21 protein-coding genes are annotated in these 22,827 nt (G+C 46.8%); 18 read left to right on the top strand and 3 right to left on the bottom strand.

The window, feature by feature from the left end; genetic code table 11:
• The coding region (locus H6F93_RS10825; RefSeq protein ID WP_190680583.1) for an IS1/IS1595 family N-terminal zinc-binding domain-containing protein at nt 1–226 on the bottom strand (226 nt) is incomplete at its 3' end.
• Here H6F93_RS10825 and H6F93_RS10830 point away from each other — a divergent pair.
• Entirely contained in the window at nt 201–533 is a 333-nt protein-coding gene (locus H6F93_RS10830; RefSeq protein WP_190680585.1) for a DNA/RNA non-specific endonuclease, read from the top strand. The two genes, H6F93_RS10825 and H6F93_RS10830, sit on opposite strands and share 26 nt — an antisense overlap.
• A 193-nt stretch (nt 534–726) precedes the next feature.
• Here H6F93_RS10830 and H6F93_RS10835 read toward each other — a convergent pair whose 3' ends face one another.
• Both H6F93_RS10835 and H6F93_RS10840 read right to left on the bottom strand, forming a co-directional pair.
• Nucleotides 727–1,143, bottom strand: a complete 417-nt coding sequence (locus H6F93_RS10835; protein ID WP_190680587.1) for a nuclease A inhibitor family protein — start codon at nt 1,141–1,143, stop codon at nt 727–729.
• A 1,135-nt stretch (nt 1,144–2,278) separates the two neighbouring features.
• On the bottom strand, nt 2,279–3,667 hold the full coding sequence (locus tag H6F93_RS10840) for an MFS transporter (protein ID WP_190680589.1): 1,389 nt from the start codon (nt 3,665–3,667) through the stop codon (nt 2,279–2,281).
• A 227-nt stretch (nt 3,668–3,894) separates the two neighbouring features.
• Between H6F93_RS10840 and H6F93_RS10845 the strand changes: the two genes are divergently transcribed.
• The 17 genes from H6F93_RS10845 to H6F93_RS10925 all read left to right on the top strand — a co-directional run bounded on the left by H6F93_RS10845 (nt 3,895) and on the right by H6F93_RS10925 (nt 22,786).
• Nucleotides 3,895–9,969, top strand: a complete 6,075-nt coding sequence (locus H6F93_RS10845; protein WP_190680591.1) for an AAA family ATPase — start codon at nt 3,895–3,897, stop codon at nt 9,967–9,969.
• Nucleotides 9,966–10,598 (top strand): response regulator transcription factor, encoded by a 633-nt coding sequence (locus H6F93_RS10850; protein ID WP_524537929.1) that lies wholly within the window; start codon nt 9,966–9,968, stop codon nt 10,596–10,598. Before H6F93_RS10845 ends, H6F93_RS10850 begins: the two co-directional genes overlap by 4 nt.
• A gap of 210 nt (nt 10,599–10,808) precedes the next feature.
• Nucleotides 10,809–11,366: a DsbA family protein gene (locus H6F93_RS10855; protein ID WP_190680592.1), complete on the top strand. Its 558-nt coding sequence runs from the start codon at nt 10,809–10,811 to the stop codon at nt 11,364–11,366.
• Between the two features lie 41 nt (nt 11,367–11,407).
• The gene (locus H6F93_RS10860) at nt 11,408–11,776 is read left to right on the top strand and encodes a VOC family protein (protein ID WP_190680594.1); all 369 of its coding nucleotides are present in this window, start codon (nt 11,408–11,410) and stop codon (nt 11,774–11,776) included.
• Nucleotides 11,777–11,816: 40 nt separating this feature from the next.
• The gene (locus H6F93_RS10865; protein WP_190680595.1) at nt 11,817–13,373 is read left to right on the top strand and encodes a GMC family oxidoreductase; all 1,557 of its coding nucleotides are present in this window, start codon (nt 11,817–11,819) and stop codon (nt 13,371–13,373) included.
• Between the two features lie 37 nt (nt 13,374–13,410).
• A complete protein-coding gene (locus tag H6F93_RS10870) occupies nt 13,411–13,761 on the top strand; it encodes a cupin domain-containing protein (protein WP_347277275.1) in 351 nt (116 codons plus the stop codon).
• 558 nt (nt 13,762–14,319) lie between these two features.
• A complete protein-coding gene (locus H6F93_RS10875) occupies nt 14,320–14,946 on the top strand; it encodes an MOSC domain-containing protein (RefSeq protein ID WP_190680596.1) in 627 nt (208 codons plus the stop codon).
• Nucleotides 14,947–15,003: 57 nt separating this feature from the next.
• On the top strand, nt 15,004–15,873 hold the full coding sequence (locus H6F93_RS10880; RefSeq protein WP_190680597.1) for an alpha/beta fold hydrolase: 870 nt from the start codon (nt 15,004–15,006) through the stop codon (nt 15,871–15,873).
• A gap of 115 nt (nt 15,874–15,988) precedes the next feature.
• The gene (locus tag H6F93_RS10885) at nt 15,989–16,738 is read left to right on the top strand and encodes an SDR family oxidoreductase (protein ID WP_190680598.1); all 750 of its coding nucleotides are present in this window, start codon (nt 15,989–15,991) and stop codon (nt 16,736–16,738) included.
• A 119-nt stretch (nt 16,739–16,857) separates the two neighbouring features.
• Nucleotides 16,858–17,682 (top strand): alpha/beta fold hydrolase, encoded by an 825-nt coding sequence (locus tag H6F93_RS10890; RefSeq protein WP_190680599.1) that lies wholly within the window; start codon nt 16,858–16,860, stop codon nt 17,680–17,682.
• A 111-nt stretch (nt 17,683–17,793) separates the two neighbouring features.
• Nucleotides 17,794–18,543 carry an SDR family NAD(P)-dependent oxidoreductase gene (locus H6F93_RS10895; protein WP_190680601.1) on the top strand — a complete coding sequence of 250 codons (750 nt, stop codon included), beginning with the start codon at nt 17,794–17,796 and terminating at the stop codon, nt 18,541–18,543.
• 101 nt (nt 18,544–18,644) lie between these two features.
• Nucleotides 18,645–19,466 (top strand): alpha/beta fold hydrolase, encoded by an 822-nt coding sequence (locus H6F93_RS10900; protein ID WP_190680626.1) that lies wholly within the window; start codon nt 18,645–18,647, stop codon nt 19,464–19,466.
• 78 nt (nt 19,467–19,544) lie between these two features.
• Nucleotides 19,545–20,189 (top strand): cysteine hydrolase family protein, encoded by a 645-nt coding sequence (locus H6F93_RS10905; protein ID WP_190680603.1) that lies wholly within the window; start codon nt 19,545–19,547, stop codon nt 20,187–20,189.
• Nucleotides 20,190–20,276: 87 nt separating this feature from the next.
• Nucleotides 20,277–21,119 carry an SDR family NAD(P)-dependent oxidoreductase gene (locus H6F93_RS10910; protein WP_199313627.1) on the top strand — a complete coding sequence of 281 codons (843 nt, stop codon included), beginning with the start codon at nt 20,277–20,279 and terminating at the stop codon, nt 21,117–21,119.
• 24 nt (nt 21,120–21,143) lie between these two features.
• Nucleotides 21,144–21,740: an FAD-dependent oxidoreductase gene (locus H6F93_RS10915; protein WP_190680605.1), complete on the top strand. Its 597-nt coding sequence runs from the start codon at nt 21,144–21,146 to the stop codon at nt 21,738–21,740.
• A gap of 67 nt (nt 21,741–21,807) precedes the next feature.
• Nucleotides 21,808–22,518 carry an IS6 family transposase gene (locus tag H6F93_RS10920; protein WP_190680608.1) on the top strand — a complete coding sequence of 237 codons (711 nt, stop codon included), beginning with the start codon at nt 21,808–21,810 and terminating at the stop codon, nt 22,516–22,518.
• 85 nt (nt 22,519–22,603) lie between these two features.
• Entirely contained in the window at nt 22,604–22,786 is a 183-nt protein-coding gene (locus H6F93_RS10925) for an NAD(P)H-binding protein (protein ID WP_190680610.1), read from the top strand.
• Nucleotides 22,787–22,827: the final 41 nt, after the last annotated feature.

Here is a 22,827-nt window from a genome sequence, read left to right on the forward strand (position 1 = left end):
CGATGACGGTCGTGTGATGCACCCCTTTGACTCGTTCGATTGCCCGAAAGCCGGAGCCGTTGACATACATTTTGAGACATTCTTGCTTAAACTCGTTAGAGTAGCCTTTGGGCAGATCATAGTGTTCAGTAAACTGACGACTACAGGCAACACAAATGTGATTTTGCTTACCTCTTCTTTTCCCGTTCTTACGGATGTGAGTGGAACCGCATTCAGGACACTGCATCGAAATTTCCCCTAATTCATACCTCCATTCTGCAACGCCGACCTGGCGGGGATTAGAGGATTATTCCAGAGATTTGGTGGAGGAAGGCAACGAGCTGTATATCGTTGCTGGTAGCTATGGAGAGCAAAAGCGGATCGGCAGCGGGCAGGTTGTTGTCCCTACAAACACCTGGAAAGTGGTTGTAGTGCTAGAACCAGGTTCAAGCATTGAGGACATCACCGAAGAGACACGGGTAATTGCTGTTGATATGCCCAACCAGGACGGAATCGATCCCGATTGGGAAACTTACAGTAGACCTCCTGCATGAATCGATTTTTTCCTACGAAACTATCAAGATCGAGCTTCAAAGTTCCCCAAAAATGCAGGATTTAGGAGGCGATCAAATATTCGTGCAGGAGGTCTAGTGTCTCAGTAGATGAGATTGAGGCAGCTACAGGCTATGACTTCTTATCGGCTGTGTCAACAGAGATTCAAGCAGTGATTGAAAGTCAGGTTAGCCGTTAAGTCTCAACTACTTGGGTGGAAAGTCCTACTAGGTTACCAGCAGGCGAGCGCCCGACGACATAAACATCGATTTTGACTTCCCCAATGCGGTAAACCTGGATGTCGCTGAAATACTGCTTCAGCATCTCTAACAATTCTCGGTAGCGTCGGATATCTTCCCGCTCCTCATCGCTGTGCCACTTTTCTTCCTGTGTGGCGCGATGGAAAAATTTGTCGAGGTCAACAACTGTAACTGGGGTATGGGTTGAGTGTCCTGTCCTCCGCAAGACTGCCTCTGTGTCTAACTGGGCTTGAGCTTTGTCCTCCCAGCGAAACACTTCAAAGGGGTAATCGGACTCGCTCATCCAGTAGAGTCCATCGGTCAGTTGCTTGAGCTGCTCCAAAAGCGTTGGCTCATCAATCGAGTCTGTCATACTGCCAAAATCGGTGGAGGTCTTGACCAAAGTATGTCATGCCCCTGAGCAATCCGCCCATCAAGTCTCGATACTGCCAGTAACGCTCCTAAGAAGTAATCCCCAACTATCTTGCGATAGCTAGGGATGTGTCAATCATCAGGTTGCATCTACCGCTCACAGGATGCCCCAGTAGGAGTGAGCAATCTCATTCGGGCCCAACTAACAGCACTTTTGAGCTACTATCCTGCTCTTCTATCGGACTGTTTGTAGGACGGCAGAAGTGAAACTAACTCTGCACCTGCCAATCGCATGATCTAAGTCGCCAAACCCGATAGTTACGAAGTCAAAGCTTAATCGCAAGTTTCCATAAGGGAAGGGTTGTCTTCCTTCTCAATCATGCAACAACGCCCCTAAATTCTACAAATCCAAGTTGATGTTAGAAAATCAAACACAAAAGCTAGACAGCCTACGCTGTCTCAGATTCTGACAATTTTTTTCCTCATCGAGAGTGACAGAAGAGCGCTACAGCGGTTGCCATTTGAATAAGCCACACAAACTAGCGGTTCAACGAGCTATTGCTTAATGCCTGCCTGTGGCTTACTAATCTGAAAAGCGCTGTAACCCTCATTCATCACTCTAAGAAGAGAATAAATTCTTGTTCTGTTGACGTGTAGTTCAGCTAAATTCATTCAGTTCAGCCACAACGAATTTACGTCGTTTCAGCTATTCTCTAGCAAGAGTGATGAATGAGGGGTAATCGAAGAGATTGAAGAATAAGCACGATAATTCTAGGCAAGTTGGACTCACAGGATTATGTAGTGAATTTCAAACCACCAATCTCTTGCCAATTCTGAATTCCTTGGCGTTTGGGTCACTTCATAGCTCTTCCGCTTATCCGATACAATCACCCGTAGAGTCAAGCCTTGCTAGAGGAGCTTACGGAAAAAGTGCTTAGCTGACTTGGTATCTCGGTCGAGCACGTCGCCTTCTGAGTCTACTGCTGCCACAGATAATATTGTTTGCCTGTGACAACAACCTCCATCGAGATGTCACCCAGGGGTGAGGTAGGGGTGTCTGCATCGCACCTGATTGGCATGTTGCTGCCCAAACAGGAACAAAGGTAGCGGTAATTAATCCTTTACTCAATGCTGCTTCAATGACGCTTCTTTTCAAGTCTTAGAAGAATTTCTGCATGAGTATTGGGGGTAATTGGATAAAAATAAGCCGCGATTAAACTACCGATCCCCATTAGTGCTGGAATAGGTCCGTACAGGAGACGAATAGCAAACAAGGCTGTATCGGGCTGAGAAGGGGCTGGCTGTCCAGCGATCGCAGATACAAATCCAGCCCACTCTAATGATTGACCCACTAGGAAGAGGGCGATCGCAATACTCAGCTTTTGAAATAGAGACAGCATTCCGTAGAACACACCTTCTCGCCGTTGACCACTTTGCAGCTCATCAGCATCAATGACATCAGGCAACATTGAATACGGAACTAAAATACGGGTAGAGGCACCTATTCCCGCAATCACAACCAAACCGTACATCCAATTTATTTGACTGGGTTGGATTAGAATCATGCCGAGATGGGCTAGAATCCACAGAGGCATTCCTAACAAGTAGATAGCTCGTTTGCTGATGTGCTGCCGTACACGATTCCAAAAGAATAGCATCAGCAAGGACGTTGCCAAGCCTAGAAGCCCGATTGGAGTAACACTTTTGTCTGTTTGCCCCAACCAGTTGACCATGAAGTAGGGCAGGATTGTATAGGCTAGTTGTATCCCAAGTTGAGCTAACAAAAAAATACCCGAAACACATAAAAACGCACGATTTTGGAAGATGAGGCGAATTTGGAAGAAATTGAATGGCGCAGACTGAGAACGTACAAAGTGTAACGTTGTGGTCTGGCTATACGTTCTCCAAACACTCAAATAGATCACGAACACTGACAGAGCAGCACAAACGCCAGCAAGTATCAGATATTTGATTGATGAGTCGGCAACGAGAGTAAAGACGAGTTGAGCGAGGATAAGAGCAGAAAATACTCCACCATAAGTAAAAGCAGTTTGAACACTGATTAAACTAGTGCGCTCTGCATAATTTTGAGTTAACTCTGGAGCTATCGCTTGGTAGGGAATACGAACAATTGTGAGAGCAGTGTCAAACAACAAAGAAATAATTACATAGTAAGCAAACAGAAGCATCTGATTGGAACCAAATTGAGGAACAATCCATTGAAGAGTAAGAAAGATTCCAAATGGAATTGCTCCTAATACCATCCAGGGATAGCGCCTGCCCCAGGGTGAGCGAGTGCGATCGCTTAACCAGCCTATTATTGGATCATTAATCGCATCCCAGACTTTTCCAATCAGTAATACTGTACCTGCTAAGGATGGGCTTAGCCCTGCTACATTTGTCAAGAAAAACAGCCAAAAGAAGTTTTGCAATGCAAGAGGTACTGTGTTAGCTAAATTTCCACTGCCATAAGCTAGTTTTGTACTAAGCCGAAGTTGAGACGAGGATTGTAGTTGAGTTGACATACCTGAGTTCTCCTGATGATTAACTCTGCATCCTTAGTAACTTCACAATCGTTATGCTAATACTTGCATTGCTTATTAATGCTTAGACTCCTTGATTGCTCAACTTACTTCTTAAGCTTCCGAGGTGTAAATACCAGCGTAGACCTGCTAAATCGTCTGATTGTTTAGAGTTTGACAATCGTTGATAATGGCGGTATAGCTTATGTCCTACATCAAGAGAAAGTTTAATGATTACTCTAGCCGGGGTTGCTATCCAAAGCAAAATTTATGAGAGCCCGGTATCCCTAGTGTATCGAGGCATTAGAGAGCAGGATAATCAGGCTCTTGTCATTAAACTGCTTAAGCAAGATTATCCCTCTTCTCTAGAAATAATTCGTTATAGGCAGGAATATCAGATTACCCACTCTCTCAACCTTGAAGGGGTTGTTAGGGTCTACAGCCAGCAGGACTATCAACGCACCCTTGTCATGCTTCTAGAAGACTTCGGTGGTGAGTCCTTACAGTGCTGGATAGAGCAACGACCGGAATCCTTCTGCCCGATGCCTTTATCTAATTTTCTGCGGTTGGCGATTGCCCTCACCGATACTCTAGGCAAGATCCATGCCGCTAATGTCATTCATAAAGACCTCAATCCCGGAAACATCGTCCTCAACCTGAATACTGGTGTTGTCAAAATTATTGATTTTGGAATTGCTACCCGCTTCAGCCGCACGAATCCGATGTTCAAAAGCCCTCATGTGCTAGAGGGTACGCTTGCTTACCTGTCTCCAGAACAAACCGGACGGATGAACCGCTTGCTTGATTACCGCACCGATTTCTACTCACTTGGTGTGACGTTTTATCAGCTTCTCACTGGGGAGTTGCCGTTTCCTACAACAGACGCACTAGAGCTAGTCCATTGTCATCTTGCTAAACAGCCTGTTCCGCCAGAGGTGAGGGGTGTGAAGTGTGAGGTGAGGGGTGGGGGGGATGAGTCATCATCCATAGCTAATGCAATTCCTGAAGCGGTTTCGGATATTGTAATGAAGCTGATGGCGAAGAACGCGGAAGATCGCTATCAGAGTGCGCGGGGAATTAAAGCGGATTTAGAACACTGTCTGCATCAACTTGAATCAACAGAGCAGATTAGTGCTATTCAGTTAGGGCTTCAAGATGTCTCCGAGCAGTTCCAAATTCCGCAAAAATTGTATGGACGTGAAGCGGAGATTGAAGCATTACTGGCAGCATTTGAAAGGGCAACGGGAAGAGGTGACGATGGGAAGAGAGAGGAGGGGGAGCGTGAAAATGTCTCTGTGTTCCAGCGTTCCAGCGTCGCCACGGCTTCTGAAATACTGCTTGTCTCCGGCTATTCTGGTATTGGTAAATCTGCGTTAGTGCAAGAACTTTACAAGCCAATCACAGCAAAGCGTGGCTACTTCGTCTCAGGTAAATTCGACCAATTCCAACGGTATATTCCCTACAGCGCGATCGCTCAAGCCCTACAAAAGTTGGTACAGCAATTGCTGGGTGAACCTGACGATCAGTTGCAACAGTGGCGGTCGCGCCTTCTGGCAGCATTAAGTAGCAATGGACAAATCATTGTTGATGTCATTCCTGAAGTTGAACTGATTATTGGCAAACAGCCACCCGTACCTGATATTGGGGTAACAGAAGCTCAAAACCGTTTCAATCGGGTCTTTCAACAATTTGTGCGAGTGTTCTGCTCAAAAGAACATCCGCTCGTAATTTTTCTGGATGATTTGCAGTGGATAGATTCTGCAACGCTCAAGCTGATTGAATTGATTGTCCTCAATGATCAAACTCAATATCTATTTTTGATTGGAGCTTACCGGGATAATGAAGTCAATCTAACGCATCCTCTTATATTGATGCTGGAGCAATTACGAAAACAAGGGATAATCCCTCAGGGAATTGCTTTAGCACCCTTAACGCTTGAGCCATTGTGTCGGTTGATTGCCGATACATTGCACCAAACTACAGACGCGGTTCGTCCCCTAGCCCAATTAGTGCTGCGTAAAACGGAGGGCAACCCCTTCTTTGTTAGCGAATTTTTGCGGATGCTGTATAGAGAGAATCTGTTGACACTTGATGCAAAACATTTAAGCTGGCGGTGGAATGTTGCTCAAATCCAAGCCCAAAACATCACTGAGAACGTGGCGGAGTTGCTATTGAGGCAATTAAAGGAATTACCAGAGAACACACAGCATATTCTTCGATTGGCAGCTTGTGTTGGTGCCGAATTTGATTTAGATACACTAGCGATCGTTTGTAAGCAAACTCCGGAGGTAGTTTCTCTGGATTTACTGGCAGCGATTCAAGCTGGATTAATTCAGCCCTTGTCTGAATTGGACGAGAATCTGTTAGTTCAGGAGTATAAGTTTTTACACGATCGCATCCAGCAAGCAGCGTATGCGTTGATCGATGAGGCGCAAAAACAAGTGGTTCATCTGCAAAATGGTCGTAATCTGCTGGAAAAAATTCTGCCAGAACGTCGCTCAAGCCAACTATTTAAAATTGTAGATCATCTCAATTATGGAATTGAGCTGGTTCCTGATCAAGGAGAACGAGATGAAATTGCCAGACTGAATCTATTGGCAGGTCAGAAAGCAAAGGCAGCGATCGCTTATAGTACAGCAAAAAACTATTTAGCTATAGGGAGAAGATGTTTAGCAGCTTCTAGTTGGCAAACCAACTATGAACTGTCCTTGGCGTTGTATACAGAAACCACAGAAGTTGCATATTTGTGTGGCGAGTTTGAGCAGGTGGAACATTGGGGCAGGATTGTTCTACAAGAAGCTAAAACAGTTCTCGATATCGTCAAAGTTTACGAAGTTAAGATTCAAACTAATATGGCGCAGGGGGAGCCATCGCAGGCGATCAACATTGGCTTACAAGTGTTGCAGCAACTGGGAATCAGTTTGCCTGAACAGCCCAGTCAATTAGATATTCAGCTTGAACTGGACATCATCGCGTCTCTCTTGAGTGATAAATGCATTGAGGATTTAGTTCATTTGCCAGGAATGACTGAGCTAGACAAGTTGGCAGCGATACGAATCCTATCCAGTATCACGATCACTGCCCAAATTGCTACTCCTGATTTAGTACCTCTACTTGTATCTAAACAGGTCAACTTGTCCATTCAATATGGCAATACGCTTGTGTCTCCTTTTGCCTATGCCTTGTATGGATTCACTCTTTGTGGAATGGTTGGAGACATTGAGTCCGGCTATGAGTTTGGACAACTTGCTTTACGGCTGCTATCACAGTTGCATACCCATTCCCTTAGAGCCAGAACGTTGTACATTGTGAATACCTACATTGTTCACTGGAAAGAGCATATTAAAGAGACATCGAAGCGATTACTCGAAGCCTATCAAACTGGGCTGGAAACTGGGGATTTAGAGTTTGCTGGCTACTGTGCTCAAGGTTATTGCTCTCAATCTTTTATGGCTGGTAGGGGACTTGTAGAACTTGAACGCGAGATGGGGATATACAGTGAAGCAATCCGTCGAATTAGCCAGCAAGCACCATTTACCTGGATTCAAATCTATCGGCAGTCCGCCTTAAATTTGATGGGACGTGCAGTCAATCCAATCCGTCTAATTGGTGAGGCTTATAACGAGGAAAGTAGGTCACAAAATGAAATAAGTAATACAGGCGCAATCTTTCTTATCCGTCTTCATAAACTCTTCCTGTGCTACCTGTTTTCTGAGTATACTCAAGCGCTTGAAAGTTTGATTATAGCCGAAAGTCATTTAACCAAAAGAAGAGGGGCGTACTTTGTTTCTTTTTGCTCCTTCTATAGCTCTCTAGTGAGACTCGCAACGTTTCCTGAAGGCAGCGCTCAAGTGCAGGAGGAAATCCTCAAAAAAGTTGCCATTAGTCAGGAGGAAATGAAACGATGGGCACAGTGTGCACCCATGAATTATCTGCATAAATATCATTTAGTTGAGGCAGAGAAAGCGCGAGTTTTGGGTCAAGTTGTTGAAGCAATGGATTTTTATGAACTGGCAATTAAAGGAGCTAAGGATAATGAATACACTCAAGAAGAGGCGTTGGGATATGAATTAGCCGCTAAGTTCTATCTGGCAAGAGGGATGGAGAAATTTGCCCAAACCTATATGAAAGAAGCACACTACTGCTATGGACGGTGGGAAGCAACGGCAAAAGTCAAACATCTGGAAACTTGCTACCCGCAGTTCTTTCCTCAATCGGTGGACATGGCTTCTATGTCAATCCCTAAAGCTTCTGGAAACACCTCTAATGTCCCACCTATCGCTTTCGATTTAGCGACGGTGATGAAAGCGTCACAGACAATTTCTCGTGAAATTGAACTGGAGCAGTTGCTTCGTTCATTGATGCAGATCTTAATTGAGAATGCTGGGGCACAAACCGGATGCTTGATTCTAGAAAATTTAGGAGAATGGACGATTGAAGTCGCTTGTGAACTCAACGAAGGTGAGGAAGTCTGTGCTACACAAGTGTTGCAATCGATTCCAATTGTAAACCGCTTACCTGAAGCGATTATTCAGTACGTGATTCGGACTCATGAATCTGTGATTCTGAATGATGCCACTCGTGAAGGTAATTTCATCAGTGATCCCTATATTCAACAGAATCAAACACAATCACTGCTCTGTCTGCCGTTATTGAATCAAAGCCAGCTTGTTGGTGTGTTGTATTTAGAGAATCAATTAGCAACTGGGGTATTCACACCTGATCGATCGCAACTCCTAAATCTACTCTCTACTCAAGCAGCAATTGCGATCGAAAATGCCAAACTTTACTCAAAGCTACGCGCTAGCGAAAGTCGGATGGCTCAATTCCTCGAAGCAGTTCCGGTGGGAATTACCGTAGTGGATGCGGCGGGTCATCCTTACTACTTCAACCAGCAAGCAGTTCAGCTGTTGGGCAAAGGTGCTGTTCCTTCCATAACACTCGATCAACTTACAGAAATTTATCAAGGTTATATAGCTGGAACAAATCAAAAGTATCCAACTGAAAAGCTAACCCTGTTCCGAGCGTTGAGGGGTGAACGCACAAGAACAGATGATCTAGAAATTCACCAAGAAAGCACTGTCATTCCTCTTGAGGTATGGGGAACTCCTGTCTTTGATGAACACGGCAATGTGACTTATGCGATCGCCGCCTTTCAAGACATCACAGAACGCAAACAAGCAGAACATTTTTTAGCCAATTACAACCTTACTTTAGAACAACAGGTCGCGGAACGAACAGCAGCGTTACAGGAAAGTGAAGCCGCACTGCGCGATGTTTACGACGAGCTTCGCTTACGAGAACAGCAATTACGACTGATCACCGACGCTCTCCCTGTTTGTATTAGCTATATCGATGCGAATCAACGTTATCAGTTTGTTAACCAGACCTATGAAGACTGGTTTAGCTGTAGTCGAGATCAGATTCTGGGTAAGCACACTCGTGAACTTTTAGGTGAGACGGCTTATGAAGTTGCACAACCGTATATCAATCGAGCGCTGACAGGACAGACTACAATCTACGAGGTAGAAATTCCCTATCCTTTTGGGAAGCGTTATGTCAGTGGTTCCCTCATCCCTGATTTCGACTCCAATGCTCAAGTTAGAGGATACTATGGGCTGATTACAGATATTAGCGAACAGCGAAACACGGCATTGCGTGAACGCAAACGTGCCGAAGCAGCTTCAATTTTAGAAGAACGTAACCGTATGGCACGCGAGATTCACGATACTCTGGCCCAAGCCTTTACTGGCATTCTGCTGCACATTGGAGCCGCGACACAAGTGTTAGCAGATGATTTAGAAGCAACACAGAGTCACCTTGAAATGATCGATGAACTGGCACGAACCGGACTAGCTGAAGCGCGTCGATCAGTAACAGCACTCCGTCCCCACTTATTAGAAGGTGGCAATTTGCCGGATGCCTTGCATCATCTGGTGACTCAAATGAGGTCCGCGACTGATACCGCCTTGAGATACGAAACCAAAGGCACAGCCTACCCTTTGCCAGCCGAGGTTGAGAATAACTTACTCCGGATTGGACAGGAAGCTTTGACCAATGCCATCCGGTATGCAGATGCTAGCGAAATTCAAGTTGATTTAGTTTATGACCATACCCAATGTGTCTTGCGCGTTAAGGACGATGGACGAGGTTTTGGAGTCGGTAGCATTCCACCCGTTAACGGATTTGGATTACTGGGGATGAGCGAGCGGGCAGTGGCGATTGGGGCGCAACTGACCATTGGCAGCCAACCGGGGCAAGGAACAGAAATTGTTATCGTTGTAAATCGAGAGCAAGGATCATGATGAGCCAATTCACTGCAATTCGGGTTCTGATCGCTGATGATCATTTCATTGTCAGACAAGGATTGGCAACGATCATTGACCGCGATCCAGAAATGACAGTGATTGCTCAAGCAGAGGATGGGCAGCAAGCGATTGACCTGTTTCAGGAACATCACCCCGATGTGACGCTGATGGATTTACGAATGCCACAGATACGAGGCGTTGAAGCCATTACGGCAATTTGCGCTGAATTTAAACAGGCTCGAATTATCGTGCTCACGACCTACGATAGTGATGAAGATATCTATCGTGGATTGCAGGCAGGTGCTCAAGGCTATCTGCTCAAGGATGCGAAACCTAATGAGCTTCTGAATGCGATTCGCATGGTTCATAGTGGTCAAAAGTATGTTCCACTAGAAGTGGGAGCAAAACTAGTGCAGCGGATGAGCAATCCAGAGCTGAGTGAACGAGAGCTAGAAGTTCTTCGTTCAATGGCGCAAGGAATGAGCAACCAAGAAATCGGTGCTGTTCTGAATATTGGGGAAAGCACTGTCAAGTCCCATGTCAATCGAATCTTGAGTAAATTGGGAGTGAACGATCGCACACAAGCGGTAATTACTTCCGTTAAACGCGGGATTGTCAGTTTGTAGGTTGTACTTTAGTTTGGGCTTAAAGTCCAACTTGAGTTGGAGCCAGCCTTCCTTCGCGCGATGGGCTGATTCATCGATCATTTTAATGAACAAAAGTGTCAACTCTGAGTGGACGACAAGTGAACGTTAATTTCATACATTGAACTCATCCAAACACGAACAGCAACTTAGTTGAAAGATTTAAGTTTGCTTTATACAGACCGCAGAAGGATGAGCTATGACCGCGACTACAGTCCATTATCCGTCCTACCTTCAACACAAGATCACATAAATGGTGTGCTGAATGCTGCCATTGTACTGGTGCTGTATGGAGACTATCAAAGTTCTCAGAGTGCGGACGTGTATCGGCTACTTAAAGTTGTTCAGCAACAGCTTAGTGTTTCGTTTGGAGCAAATTATGCTTGCTTTATCTTCCGCCATTTTCTACAGCGCCAGATTCATCCTCAGGCTCAACATGCAGCGGAGGCGGCAGAAGCAGCGGCAGTTCAGGGTCAGTTTTGGCAGATGCATGACATATTGTTCACCCATTCACAAGAATTGGGAAATGGCTATCTAGTGGAGTACGCCAACCGCCTAGGACTCGATATCTACCAGTTTCTGCAAGATCTATCTAAACAAACACACGCCGATCGGATCAATCAAGATATTGAAGGTGGATTAAACAGTGGAGTAACGACTGCCCCAGCTTTGTTTATTAATGGAATTCGTTATCGCGATCGCTGGAATATGGAGCAATTGATGGCAGTTATTACCGCTGTAAATCATTGATCCCTCTACAAAGTTTGGTTCTCTGAAAGGAGTAAGAAACATTGAAGTTTTCCTACACAATTCTCTATGTCAAAGACGTTACTCAAGCGATCGCGTTTTATGAACGTGCCTTTGGTCTAAAGCAACGATTCATTGATGAAAGCGAGCAATACGCTGAGATGGATACCGGTGGAACCGCCCTTGCCTTCGCTACTAATGAATTTGCAAACTCTAACCTACTTCAGGGATTTCAAGAAAATAGTTTGTCGGAGTTGCCTGCTGGCATTGAGATCGGTTTTGTCACAGAGGATGTAGCCGCCGCGTTTGCACAGGCTGTGACAGCGGGTGCTGTAGTAGTTGTCGCTCCTACGGTAAAGCCGTGGGGACAAACGGTTGGTTATATCCGTGATTTAGACGGCATTTTAAATTGAACTGGGTAGTCCGATATAGCTAGTCAAAACAGAGGACATCATGACTCAATACGACTACATTGTGATCGGTGCGGGCTCAGCAGGTTGTGTTCTCGCTAACCGTTTGACCCAAGACAGTAAGACAACCGTATTGTTACTCGAAGCGGGCAATCCGGATACAAAACCGGAGATTCACATCCCGTCAGAATGCCTTAGTTTATTAGGTTCTGAAGTGGACTGGGCATATTTCTCTGAACCAGAGCCCTACCTGAATAACCGCAAAATCTTTTGTCCCCGTGGCAAAGTTTTGGGCGGTAGCAGTTCGATTAATTTCATGATTTATATGCGGGGCAATTCTCATGATTATGACCACTGGCAGTCATTGGGGAATTTAGGTTGGAGCTACCAAGAGGTATTGCCCTATTTTAAGAAATCGGAGCATCAACAGCGAGGTGCGTCTGAATTTCACGGGGTTGACGGAGAGTTGAGCGTGACTGATACTATTTCTCCTGCTGTAGTATCCCAACGTTTTGTAGACGCAGCGATAGCACTGGGATATGACCACAATCCTGATATCAATGGGATACAACAGGAAGGTGTAGGACTTTATCAGTTGACGATCAAGGATGGTAAGCGACACAGTGCTGCTGCTGCCTTCCTGCTGCCCATTCTCGGTCGTCCCAATTTGGCTGTAACCACAGGAGCGTTGGTAACTCGATTATTGTTTGAGGGCAACCGTACTGTTGGAGTTGAATACCTGCACGAGGGCACATTGCACCAGGTTAGGGTTAACCACGAAGTAATTTTAAGCGCAGGTGCGTTCGATTCGCCTAAGCTGCTGATGCTTTCTGGCATTGGAAATGCAGAACACCTTCAAGCGATGGAAATTGCGGTAGTGTCTGATTTGCCGGGTGTGGGTCAAAACCTGCAAGACCACCCTGTTGTGCATGTGGTATACCAAGCAACTCAGGATTTACATCCGGCAAGCACTAGTAGTATTGCTGAAGCCAACTTGTTTTTACACACTGAGGAAAATCAAGAGATTGCGCCAGATTTACAGTTTCTCTTCGGTCCTGTTGTGTTGGCACCGCCTGCTTATGCTTACGCTGGTGCAGGATTCACCAGTTTAATCTGTTCGACCCATCCACAAAACATTGGGAGCGTTAGTTTGCGCTCCCCCGATCCCCAAACCGCACCGATGATTCGGCTGAACTATCTGCAAGGCGAAGCCGATGTGCAAAAGCTTGTTACCGGAATTAAATTACTTCGTAACTTGTTCCATACCAATGCGTTTGATGAGTTTCGCGGTGAGGAAATCGCTCCTGGTACTGACAAGCAGAGCGATGCAGCACTTGAAGCTTACGTTCGGGAAGTTTGCGATACGGTGTATCATCCCGTCGGCACCTGCAAAATGGGTACTGACTCAATGGCGGTAGTAGATCCTGAACTACGAGTACATGGAATTGAGGGCTTGCGAGTCGTGGATGCTTCTATCATGCCAACGATCACCACAGGAAATACCAACGCACCAACTATCATGATTGCTGAAAAAGCTGCCGATTTAATTAAAGCTACAGGTCGCGTTTCACAGCAAATACCTTCAGCAATTGCAAACTAACTCTTCATCACACAAATTGTTTATCAACAGGAGCATCGTGACACAAACTCTCTGGTTCTTTGGCTCTCACCTTAACATTGTTGCCGAGCACACTACAACCGGGGGGCAGTACGATCTGATCGAAGGCTACTTTCCACCGGGCATACAAACTCCTCATCATCACCACACACGCTATTCCGAGCAACTTTATGTATTGGACGGGGAGTTCACGGTCTGGGCAGGTGAAAACAAGGTTGTACTGAATGCGGGTGAAAGCTTCCTGATTGCTCCATGTACCCCTCACGTTGTCGCTGCGCTCGGCGATCGCCCCGCTCGCGGATTGGTCGTCGCTGCGCCCAGTTCCTTTGCTCGATTGATTGCAGCAGTGGGGACGCTGGATGAAGCATAACCATCGAATATGGCGCTGTTTGAGCGTATTTCTGTTGAGATTGGCGATGAGATTTTGGGTGCGCCCGGAGATTTACCCTAAACAGGGAGAAGAACATGAATATCATCAAGAACGACAAAGCCGTGGTCGTTCTTAATATCAAACTAAAACTACTCAATCATGTTCAAACTACCTGCGAAATTCTATGTTGCACTGGTCATTTTCACAGCATTAATCCTGATCGGTTTGCGATCCTTTCAAGCAAAGTCTGTTCTATCTAAAATGCCAGATACACACGCTTTGAATCAGTCCACCTTGGTTGCGACTGCACCCGCACCCCCTAACCTTGTTTCTGCTGTACTGGGGGGCAAACCCATTTATGTGCTGTATGTAACCCAATCTGAAGATACTATCTTAGTTCGTTGTTAACCCCGGCTATGAACCCACGATCTCAGTTCGAGTGATGGGCAGTGATCCCAATGCCGACGTTCAAAGGGAAGGGGTCAAGCCCTGCCGTCCTTCTGCATAAAACAACAAATCAATTCACAAGAAATGCCGTCTAAAATTTTGGAGCCGGAGATGAAACTTATCTCTGTTAATGTCGGGCTACCGCGTGAAGTGACCTGGAGAGGAAAAACTGTTACCACTGGAATTTTCAAAGAACCAGTCAACGATCGCGTGATGGTGCGCTCGCTTAATTTAGACGGCGATCGACAAGCAGATTTAACAGTTCATGGCGGAGCAGACAAAGCAGTCTATGTATATCCATTCGAGCATTACGATTACTGGCGAGGTGAGTTACCCAATACAGAGTTAACACCGGGCATCTTTGGTGAAAACTTCACAACCACTGGGTTGCGAGAAGAGGACGTGAACATTGGGGATTGCTTTCGGATTGGCACCGTAAAACTGATGGTGACACAACCTCGGATGCCCTGCTACAAACTGGGGATTCGGTTTGGACGACCAGATATGGTAAAACGATTTCTCGCTAGTTGTCGCACAGGATTTTACTTCCGGGTGTTGCAAGAGGGTGAAGTCGAAACTGGAGCCACTCTAGAGTTGATAAGCCGGGATGAAAACAATGTCACGGTTGCTGATATTACTCAACTTTACGTTCTTCCGAATGACAATCCAGCGTTACTTCACCGCGCTGCTCAACTGGAAGCTTTACCCAAAAGTTGGCGCAACTATTTCCAGCGATAGCGTGTTTCGATTTCACACCACAATTGCACCACTTATACAATTACAAGGAGTCTCGGTATGACTACTTTTCGTACAGTTTCGATCGATGGTTTAGATATCTTTTATCGAGAGGCAGGCTCTCGCGACAATCCGACAATTTTGCTATTGCATGGCTTCCCAACGTCATCACACATGTTCCGCAATTTGATTTCTTCGCTGGCTGATAAATTTCATCTGATTGCCCCTGATTACCCTGGTTACGGCAACAGTTCGATGCCAACCGTGAATGAGTTTGATTACACCTTTGATCACCTGGCTGAGATTGTGGAGAGGTTTATTGCTGCGATCGATCTCAAGAAATACAGCCTTTATGTGATGGATTACGGCGCTCCAATTGGCTATCGCATTGCCGCTAAGTATCCAGAGCGGGTGCAAGCCCTAATTGTGCAAAATGGAAATGCCTATGAAGAAGGCTTGCGGGAGTTTTGGGAGCCGATTAAAGCTTACTGGCAAGAGCGTTCACCTGAGAATGCTGACAAGCTCAGACCCTTTTTCACACTAGAAACGACAAAGTGGCAGTACACCAATGGTGTCCGCAATCCTGAGGCGATCAGCCCGGATAACTGGAATATGGATCAACTCTTCCTCGACCGCCCAGGAAATGTTGAGATTCAACTAGCACTGTTTTATAGCTATGGCACAAATCCACCGTTATATCCACAGTGGCAAGAGTATTTCCGCAAATATCAGCCACCGACCTTAATTGTATGGGGCAAGAACGATTACATCTTCCCTGGCGACGGTGCTTATCCCTATCAGCGTGACCTAGAAGACGTTGAATTTCATTTACTCGATACCGGACATTTTGTTTTGGAAGAGGAAGGAGAGGCGATCGCTAATCACATTCGTCGATTTCTCACATCGCGACTGCAACCTATTCCTGCCTGACAAGTAGAAGGATGAGCTATCCCGAACATCCAATAGCTCATCCTCACCCTAACCACAGCCATGCTTAAACGGTGTTGTGAATTAGCAAACATCACAAACAATTACAGGACTTAACATGAACAAACTAGAAGGAAAAGTTGCGCTTATCACCGGTGGCAATAGCGGACTCGGTCTTGCCACTGCTAAACGCTTTGTCGCTGAAGGTGCCTACGTCTTCATCACAGGTCGTCGCCAACCTGAACTGGATGCCGCTGTAGAAGCGATCGGTAAAAACGTCACGGGTGTTCAGAGCGATGCCTCCAAAATGGAAGACCTCGATCGCCTGTTCGCCACAATTAAGCAAGAGCAAGGACACCTCGATGTAATCTTCGCCAATGCAGGTGGTGGAGAAATTCTCCCTCTTGGAGAAATCACCGAAGAGCACTTTGACAAAACATTCAACACGAACGTTAAAGGTTTGCTGTTCACTGTGCAGAAGGCACTGCCGCTGTTGCCAGAGGGCGCTTCTATCATTCTGAACGCCTCGATTACTTCTATAAAAGGGACTCCATCCTTCAGTGTTTACAGTGCAACTAAAGCCGCCGTGCGATCGTTTGCTCGGAATTGGACACTCGATCTTAAAGAGCGCAAGATTCGCGTCAATGCTATCAGTCCTGGTGTCGTACCTACCCCTGGCTACAACCTCATGGGACTGAGTGATGAGCAAGTGCAGGAATTCGTGGACAGCCAAGCTGTCAATATCCCATTAGGACGAGTTGGTACACCTGATGAGATTGCCAAAGCTGTTGTCTTTCTTGCGTCAGACGACAGCAGCTTTGTAAACGGCATTGAGCTGTTTGTCGATGGCGGCATGGCACAGATTTAGAGCGGCTCCAAAAGCGGTCGGCAGCGCTCCAAAGGTGCTGTTGCTGGATTGGGTAATCCATTGTTGCAAGCAAGGCAGATCATCGAGTTAACGTTCAATCCATTCAACTCAGGAGCCATATGAGCACAATTACGACTAAAGACGGTACGCAAATCTATTACAAAGACTGGGGTACAGGACAACCCGTTGTCTTTAGTCACGGTTGGCCACTCAACGCTGATGCTTGGGAATCGCAGATGTTTTTTCTTGCCTCGCACGGCTACCGCTGCATCGCACACGATCGTCGCGGTCATGGACGCTCAAGTCAACCGTGGAACGGCAACGACATGGATACCTACGCCGACGACCTGGCAGAACTTTTCGAGGCACTGGATCTGAAGGACGCAGTGATGATCGGTCACTCTACGGGTGGCGGCGAAGTGGCGCGCTTCATCGGACGGCATGGAACAGCGCGTGTCGCCAAGGCAGTGTTGATGGGCGCAGTGCCCCCGATCATGCTCAAAACGGAGGCAAATCCGGGTGGGCTACCGATTGAGGTCTTTGACGGCTTTCGGGAGGCGTTTTTGGTAGACCGAGCGCAGTTCTTTCTGGATGTGGCAAGTGGACCGTTTTTCGGCTTCAATCGACCGGGTGCCAAAGTCTCTCAAGGGCTGATCAACGCTTGGTGGATGCAGGGCATGATGTCGGGTCACAAGAATGGATATGACTGCATCAAAGCGTTTTCGGAAACAGATTTCACCGAGGATTTGAAGAAGTTTGACGTGCCGACGCTAATCCTTCATGGCGACGATGATCAGATTGTGCCGATCGGTGCTTCTGCTCCCCTGTCTGCAAAGCTCGTCAAAGATTCAACTTTGAAAATTTATCCCGGTGGGTCACATAGCCTGGGCGACACAAGCAGGGATGAACTCAACGCCGATCTGTTGGCATTTCTCAAGTCTTGAGGCTGAGACGTTGAGATGAGACATCACTGTTAATGATCCGAATGGGTCATTCTCGTATAGTCGCACCTGTTACGGCTGACTGCTTGAAACCCAACCACCATAGGTGTAACCATGAAGAAACTAGACGGAAAAATTGCAGTTGTGACAGGTGCATCCAAAGGAATCGGTGCCGCGATCGCCAAACACTTGGCAGCCGAAGGTGCAGCCGTAGTCGTCAACTATGCCTCTAGCAAAGAAGGAGCCGATCACGTAGTAGATGAAATTAACAGCGCAGGCGGGAAGGCGATCGCCTTCCAAGCAGATGTTTCCAAAAGGGCAGAGGTCGAACAGCTTTTTGCTAGGACTCAACAGGTATTTAGCAGGCTCGACATCTTGGTCAACAATGCCGGAATGTATGAAAATGTCCCACTCGAAGACATCACGGAAGATCACTTCCACAAGCACTTTGATCTCAATGTGCTGGGATTAATCCTTACTTCCCAACAAAGTGTAAAGTACTTCGGTTCGGAGGGCGGCAGCATTATCAATATTAGTTCGATCGTTAGCACCCTCGCACCTGCTACCAGCTCGGTCTATAGTGCGACCAAAGCGGCTGTCGATGCCGTAACGAAGTCATTAGCTAAAGAGCTAGGTCCACGCAAGATCCGTGTCAACTCCATCAATCCTGGCGTAGTGGAAACGGAAGGTACGCACACAGCGGGAATCTCTCTTGGCAATTACCGCAAACAGGTTGAAGCGAAAACCCCACTGGGCCGCATTGGACAACCGCAGGACATCGCCCCTGCTGCTGTCTTCCTTGCGTCTTCCGATTCAGCCTGGATCACTGGGGAAACGCTGTACATCACCGGTGGTCTTCGTTGACTTGGATCAGTTTGCTTTTGAGACAATTCGGTCGGCACGAGAAATATTCTCATGTCTTTTCACCATCCAACGAAATAAACAAACACCAAGGATATCACAACATGAACATGCTCCCCCTCAGAAACGGTATCCGCCTGCTTCTGATCGTCGCACTCTTTTTAGGAACCACTATTATCACTTCTCTAGGAGCCACCATGAATCCTGCAAGCGCACAAGACAGCAAACCCACTATCGTTCTCGTCCACGGCGCGTTCGCCGAGTCTTCCAGTTGGAATGGTGTATTGACCGAGCTGATCCCAAAAGGTTATCCGACGGTTGCCGTAGCTAATCCCCTACGAGGAGTCGAGAGCGACGCAGACTATGTCGCCAGCGTCCTCAACGGTATCGAAGGTCCCATCGTGCTGGTCGGGCACTCCTATGGAGGTGCGGTGATTACCAATGCAGTCAATGACAATAGCAACGTGAAGGCACTGGTCTTCGTTGCTGGTTTTGCGCCTGATACAGGTGAGACTGCCGCTGAACTCTCAGGGCGTTATCCCGGAGGCACACTTGGACCAACGCTCGCGCCTCCAGTCGATCTGCCCGATGGTGGCAAGGATCTCTATATTCAACAGGACAAGTTCCACGCCCAGTTTGCCGCGGATGTACCCGCCAGCGACGCGCAGTTGATGGCTAGCACCCAGCGTCCAATCACAGAAGCTGCATTGAACGAAGCCTCCGGTGCGCCTGCATGGAAATCCATCCCGTCCTGGTTTATCTATGGCGAGCGCGACTTGAACATTCCAGCAGCAGCGCAGGCTTTCATGGCAGAGCGCGCTAACTCAAAGGAGACGGTTGTTGTGAGTGGTGCGTCACATGTGGTGATGGTTTCCCATCCGGATGCCGTTGCCGAGATCATTGAACACGCCGCGACTGATAACTAGAGAAGCATAAACATATTGCGGATGTATGGAACTCGTCCTTCTGCAACTGTAGCGTGAACATTAACAGAAGAAAAAACAATGAACATTAACAAGAATGACACCGCAGTGGTCGTCATTGACCCACAAAATGATGTCTTGAACGAAACAGGAGTCTCCTGGGACTTAGTGAGTGATAGTGTTAGGGAAAACAAGACCGTCGAGAATATTGAGCGAGTCTTCAAGACTGCAAAACAAACTGGATTTGAAGTGTTCATCTCTCCTCACTATTACTATCCCACTGACTATGGCTGGAGCTTTGCCGGAACCGTAGAGCGAATGATGTTGGAGTCTAAAGAGTTCGATCGCAGTGGTACATTGAGCCTTGATGGTTTCTTAGGATCTGGTGCTGACTGGCTCGATCGCTACAAGCCCTTCATTGAGGATGGCAAGACGATCGTGGTCAGTCCCCATAAAGCCTATGGACCACAGAGCAACGACCTCGTTCTGCAACTGCGTAAGCGCAATATCAGCAAAGTCATTCTGCTTGGAATGCTAGCTAATATCTGTGTTGAAGCTCACCTGCGTGACTTGATCGAGCAAGGATTTGAGGTGCTCGTCGTAAAAGATGCAACGGCTGCTCCTCGGCATCCAGAGTTGGGCGACGGCTACAAAGCGGCACTGATCAACTTTGGGTATATTGCCAACGCAGTTCTGTCTACAGATGAAATTGTAAAAGCCATGTAGTAGTACCAAACTCAAAATTGTAGGTCGGGTAGAGGAACGAAATCCAACTCCTCAACCCTTGATGGCACTCATCGTTGCTAAAGAGAAGTGTTTGAAACCAATATCGCAAAAACCATTCTGATTACGGGAACATCCTCTGGACTGGGCAAAGCCACTGCACGCCTTTTTGCTCACGAAGGCTGGAATGTTGTGGCTACAATGCGGCAGCCGGAGAAAGAACAAGAGCTTGTTCAACTCCCCAACGTGCTTGTCACGCGGTTAGACGTTCAAGATCGCGTGAGCATCACGACAGCAATTGAGGCTGCGATCGCTCGCTTTGGGCAGATCGACGCTTTGATTAACAATGCTGGCTTTGGGCTTTTTGGGTTGTTCGAGGCAACACCGCCCGAAAAAGTAGCAGAGCAATTCAACGTCAACGTCTTTGGAGTCATGGATGCTACACGTGCGGTTTTGCCGCATTTCCGGCAAAACAAAGCTGGCTTAATCCTGAATATAAGCTCAGGAGCAGGCGTAGTCACGCTGCCGATGCTTTCGCTATATTGCGCTAGCAAATTCGCCCTCGAAGGCTTCAGCGAAGCCCTTTCCTACGAGTTGACCTCGCAAAATATTGTTGTGAAGCTCATTGAGCCTGGTGGCATCGCAAACACGAAGTTCGAGCAACGTATCGGCATTGAAGCTGTGGAAAATAGTGCAATTCCTGACTACGATCGCTTCGTCACTCACACCAACGCTGTCTTTGAAAGTCTCCGTGACGTGCGCCAATCTACAGAGGAGGATGTTGCGAAGGTAATCTACCAGGCAGCAACCGATGGTACAAATCGTTTGCGCTATGTGGCAACGGAGGACATTCAATCGATGGTGAAGGCGCGACGGGAAACCTCCGAGGATGAATATATTGCCTTCATGCGAACTCACTTTAGTACCAAATGACCACTCACGTTAGGTAATGTAAGTATGGATTCTGAGTACTACGACGACATTATTATTGGCGGCGGTAAAGCGGGTAAAACACTTGCACCAGTACTAGTTGCTGACGGACGGAAAGCAGCACTGGTTGAACGCAGCTTAACCATGATTGGTGGCGGTTGCATCAATCTTGCCTGCATTCCTACCAAGACGATAGTTGCAAGTGCTTACGTTGCAAATACAGTGCGAAATAGTGCTACGTATGGAGTTAAAACCGATGCACTCACTGTTAATTTAGCCAACGTAATTCAACGAAAACGAACGGTTGTCCAATCTATGCGTGACATGAATTTGCACAACCTAGAAACTGCTTTAAGCTACAATCTGATCATTGGAACAGGACAATTCGTCGCGCCCAAAACAATCGAAGTGACAACCGCCGAAGGTAAAACCCGGCACCTCACCGCAGAACGCTTCTTTATCAATACAGGTACAAGACCATCAATTCCGTCGGTGCCTGGACTCAAAGAAGCTGATTTTTTGACCAGTGAATCGATCATCGAGCTAGAGCACTTGCCAGAACATTTGATTGTTCTCGGTAGCGGCTACATTGGCTTGGAATTTGCTCAGGTATTGTCAACTTAAGTGGTTGTGTCGCAAAAACCAACGAATGGTAAGGTAAGCAGGACTACACTCTCCTCCCGGTTCTGTGATGTCTACCTTTGCTCTGTTTAAGTGGCGGCACTTTTTGCCCGAGATCATCCTGCTCAACGTGCGGTGGTATTGCCGCTATTCCTTAAGCTACCGAGATTTGGAGGAAATGATGGCTGAGCGTGGAGTGAACGTGGATCACTCGACAATCAACCGTTGGGTGTTGAAGTATGCGCCAGAACTGGACAAACGCATTCGACCTCACTTGAAGCTGACAAACGACTCGTGGAGAGTGGACGAGACGTATATCAAAATCAAAGGAGAGTGGAAGTATCTGTATCGTGCGGTTGATTCGGAAGGGAATACCCTTGACTTTATGCTGAGCGCAAAGCGCGATGGCAAGGCAGCGGTCCGTTTTTTCCGTAAAGTGCTCAAAGCTCAGCACACTGGGGCTCCACGAGTAATTACAGTGGATAAGAATGCCGCTTATTCAGTGGCAATAGAGGCTCTTCAAGACGATGAAACGATTGGAAAAGAGACCGAATTAAGGCAGAGTAAATATTTGAACAATTTGATTGAGCAAGATCATCGTCATATCAAGCGAATTGTAAAACCAATGATGGGATTTAAGACATTCAACAGTGCAAGAAGAACTTTGAGCGGAATCGAAGCGATGAAGATGATTTGGAAAGGACAAGTAAAAGGAATCGAGCAAGGGGATAGTGTCTCTCAGGTCAGATTTATCGAAGCGATTTTTGGAATTGCTGCTTAAGGGAATGCAAACGATACAGATCGTTTGTCCTTAATAAGTTTTTGCGACACAACCGTTTTCTTAAGCAAGTTTCTTGAAGGTTTTTATGATTGTTATCACGACTCCCACCGGACAGATTGGCAAGCAAATCCTCGATAAGATCCTCGACAGCGGTAAGTCGATTCGGGTCATTGCCCGCGACCCCTCACGTCTTGATCCGAAGGTGCGCGATCGCGTCGAAGTTGTGCAGGGGTCACACGATGACATTGATATGGCATTGTCAGGTTAACCGGAACGTAGAATAATCGGACTGGCTTAACTCGGACCACC

This window comes from Leptolyngbya sp. FACHB-671, assembly GCF_014695745.1.
In the GTDB taxonomy this organism is placed as follows: Bacteria; Cyanobacteriota; Cyanobacteriia; order Elainellales; family Elainellaceae; genus JAAUTN01.

Coding starts and splice junctions, on each gene's coding strand:
- H6F93_RS10835 (WP_190680587.1), bottom strand. CDS start 1,143: ATGACAGACTCGATTGATGAGCCAACGCTTTTGGAGCAGCTCAAGCAA.
- H6F93_RS10840 (WP_190680589.1), bottom strand. CDS start 3,667: ATGTCAACTCAACTACAATCCTCGTCTCAACTTCGGCTTAGTACAAAA.
- H6F93_RS10845 (WP_190680591.1), top strand. CDS start 3,895: ATGATTACTCTAGCCGGGGTTGCTATCCAAAGCAAAATTTATGAGAGC.
- H6F93_RS10850 (WP_524537929.1), top strand. CDS start 9,966: ATGATGAGCCAATTCACTGCAATTCGGGTTCTGATCGCTGATGATCAT.
- H6F93_RS10855 (WP_190680592.1), top strand. CDS start 10,809: ATGAGCTATGACCGCGACTACAGTCCATTATCCGTCCTACCTTCAACA.
- H6F93_RS10865 (WP_190680595.1), top strand. CDS start 11,817: ATGACTCAATACGACTACATTGTGATCGGTGCGGGCTCAGCAGGTTGT.
- H6F93_RS10875 (WP_190680596.1), top strand. CDS start 14,320: ATGAAACTTATCTCTGTTAATGTCGGGCTACCGCGTGAAGTGACCTGG.
- H6F93_RS10880 (WP_190680597.1), top strand. CDS start 15,004: ATGACTACTTTTCGTACAGTTTCGATCGATGGTTTAGATATCTTTTAT.
- H6F93_RS10885 (WP_190680598.1), top strand. CDS start 15,989: ATGAACAAACTAGAAGGAAAAGTTGCGCTTATCACCGGTGGCAATAGC.
- H6F93_RS10890 (WP_190680599.1), top strand. CDS start 16,858: ATGAGCACAATTACGACTAAAGACGGTACGCAAATCTATTACAAAGAC.
- H6F93_RS10895 (WP_190680601.1), top strand. CDS start 17,794: ATGAAGAAACTAGACGGAAAAATTGCAGTTGTGACAGGTGCATCCAAA.
- H6F93_RS10900 (WP_190680626.1), top strand. CDS start 18,645: ATGAACATGCTCCCCCTCAGAAACGGTATCCGCCTGCTTCTGATCGTC.
- H6F93_RS10905 (WP_190680603.1), top strand. CDS start 19,545: ATGAACATTAACAAGAATGACACCGCAGTGGTCGTCATTGACCCACAA.
- H6F93_RS10915 (WP_190680605.1), top strand. CDS start 21,144: ATGGATTCTGAGTACTACGACGACATTATTATTGGCGGCGGTAAAGCG.
- H6F93_RS10920 (WP_190680608.1), top strand. CDS start 21,808: ATGTCTACCTTTGCTCTGTTTAAGTGGCGGCACTTTTTGCCCGAGATC.
- H6F93_RS10925 (WP_190680610.1), top strand. CDS start 22,604: ATGATTGTTATCACGACTCCCACCGGACAGATTGGCAAGCAAATCCTC.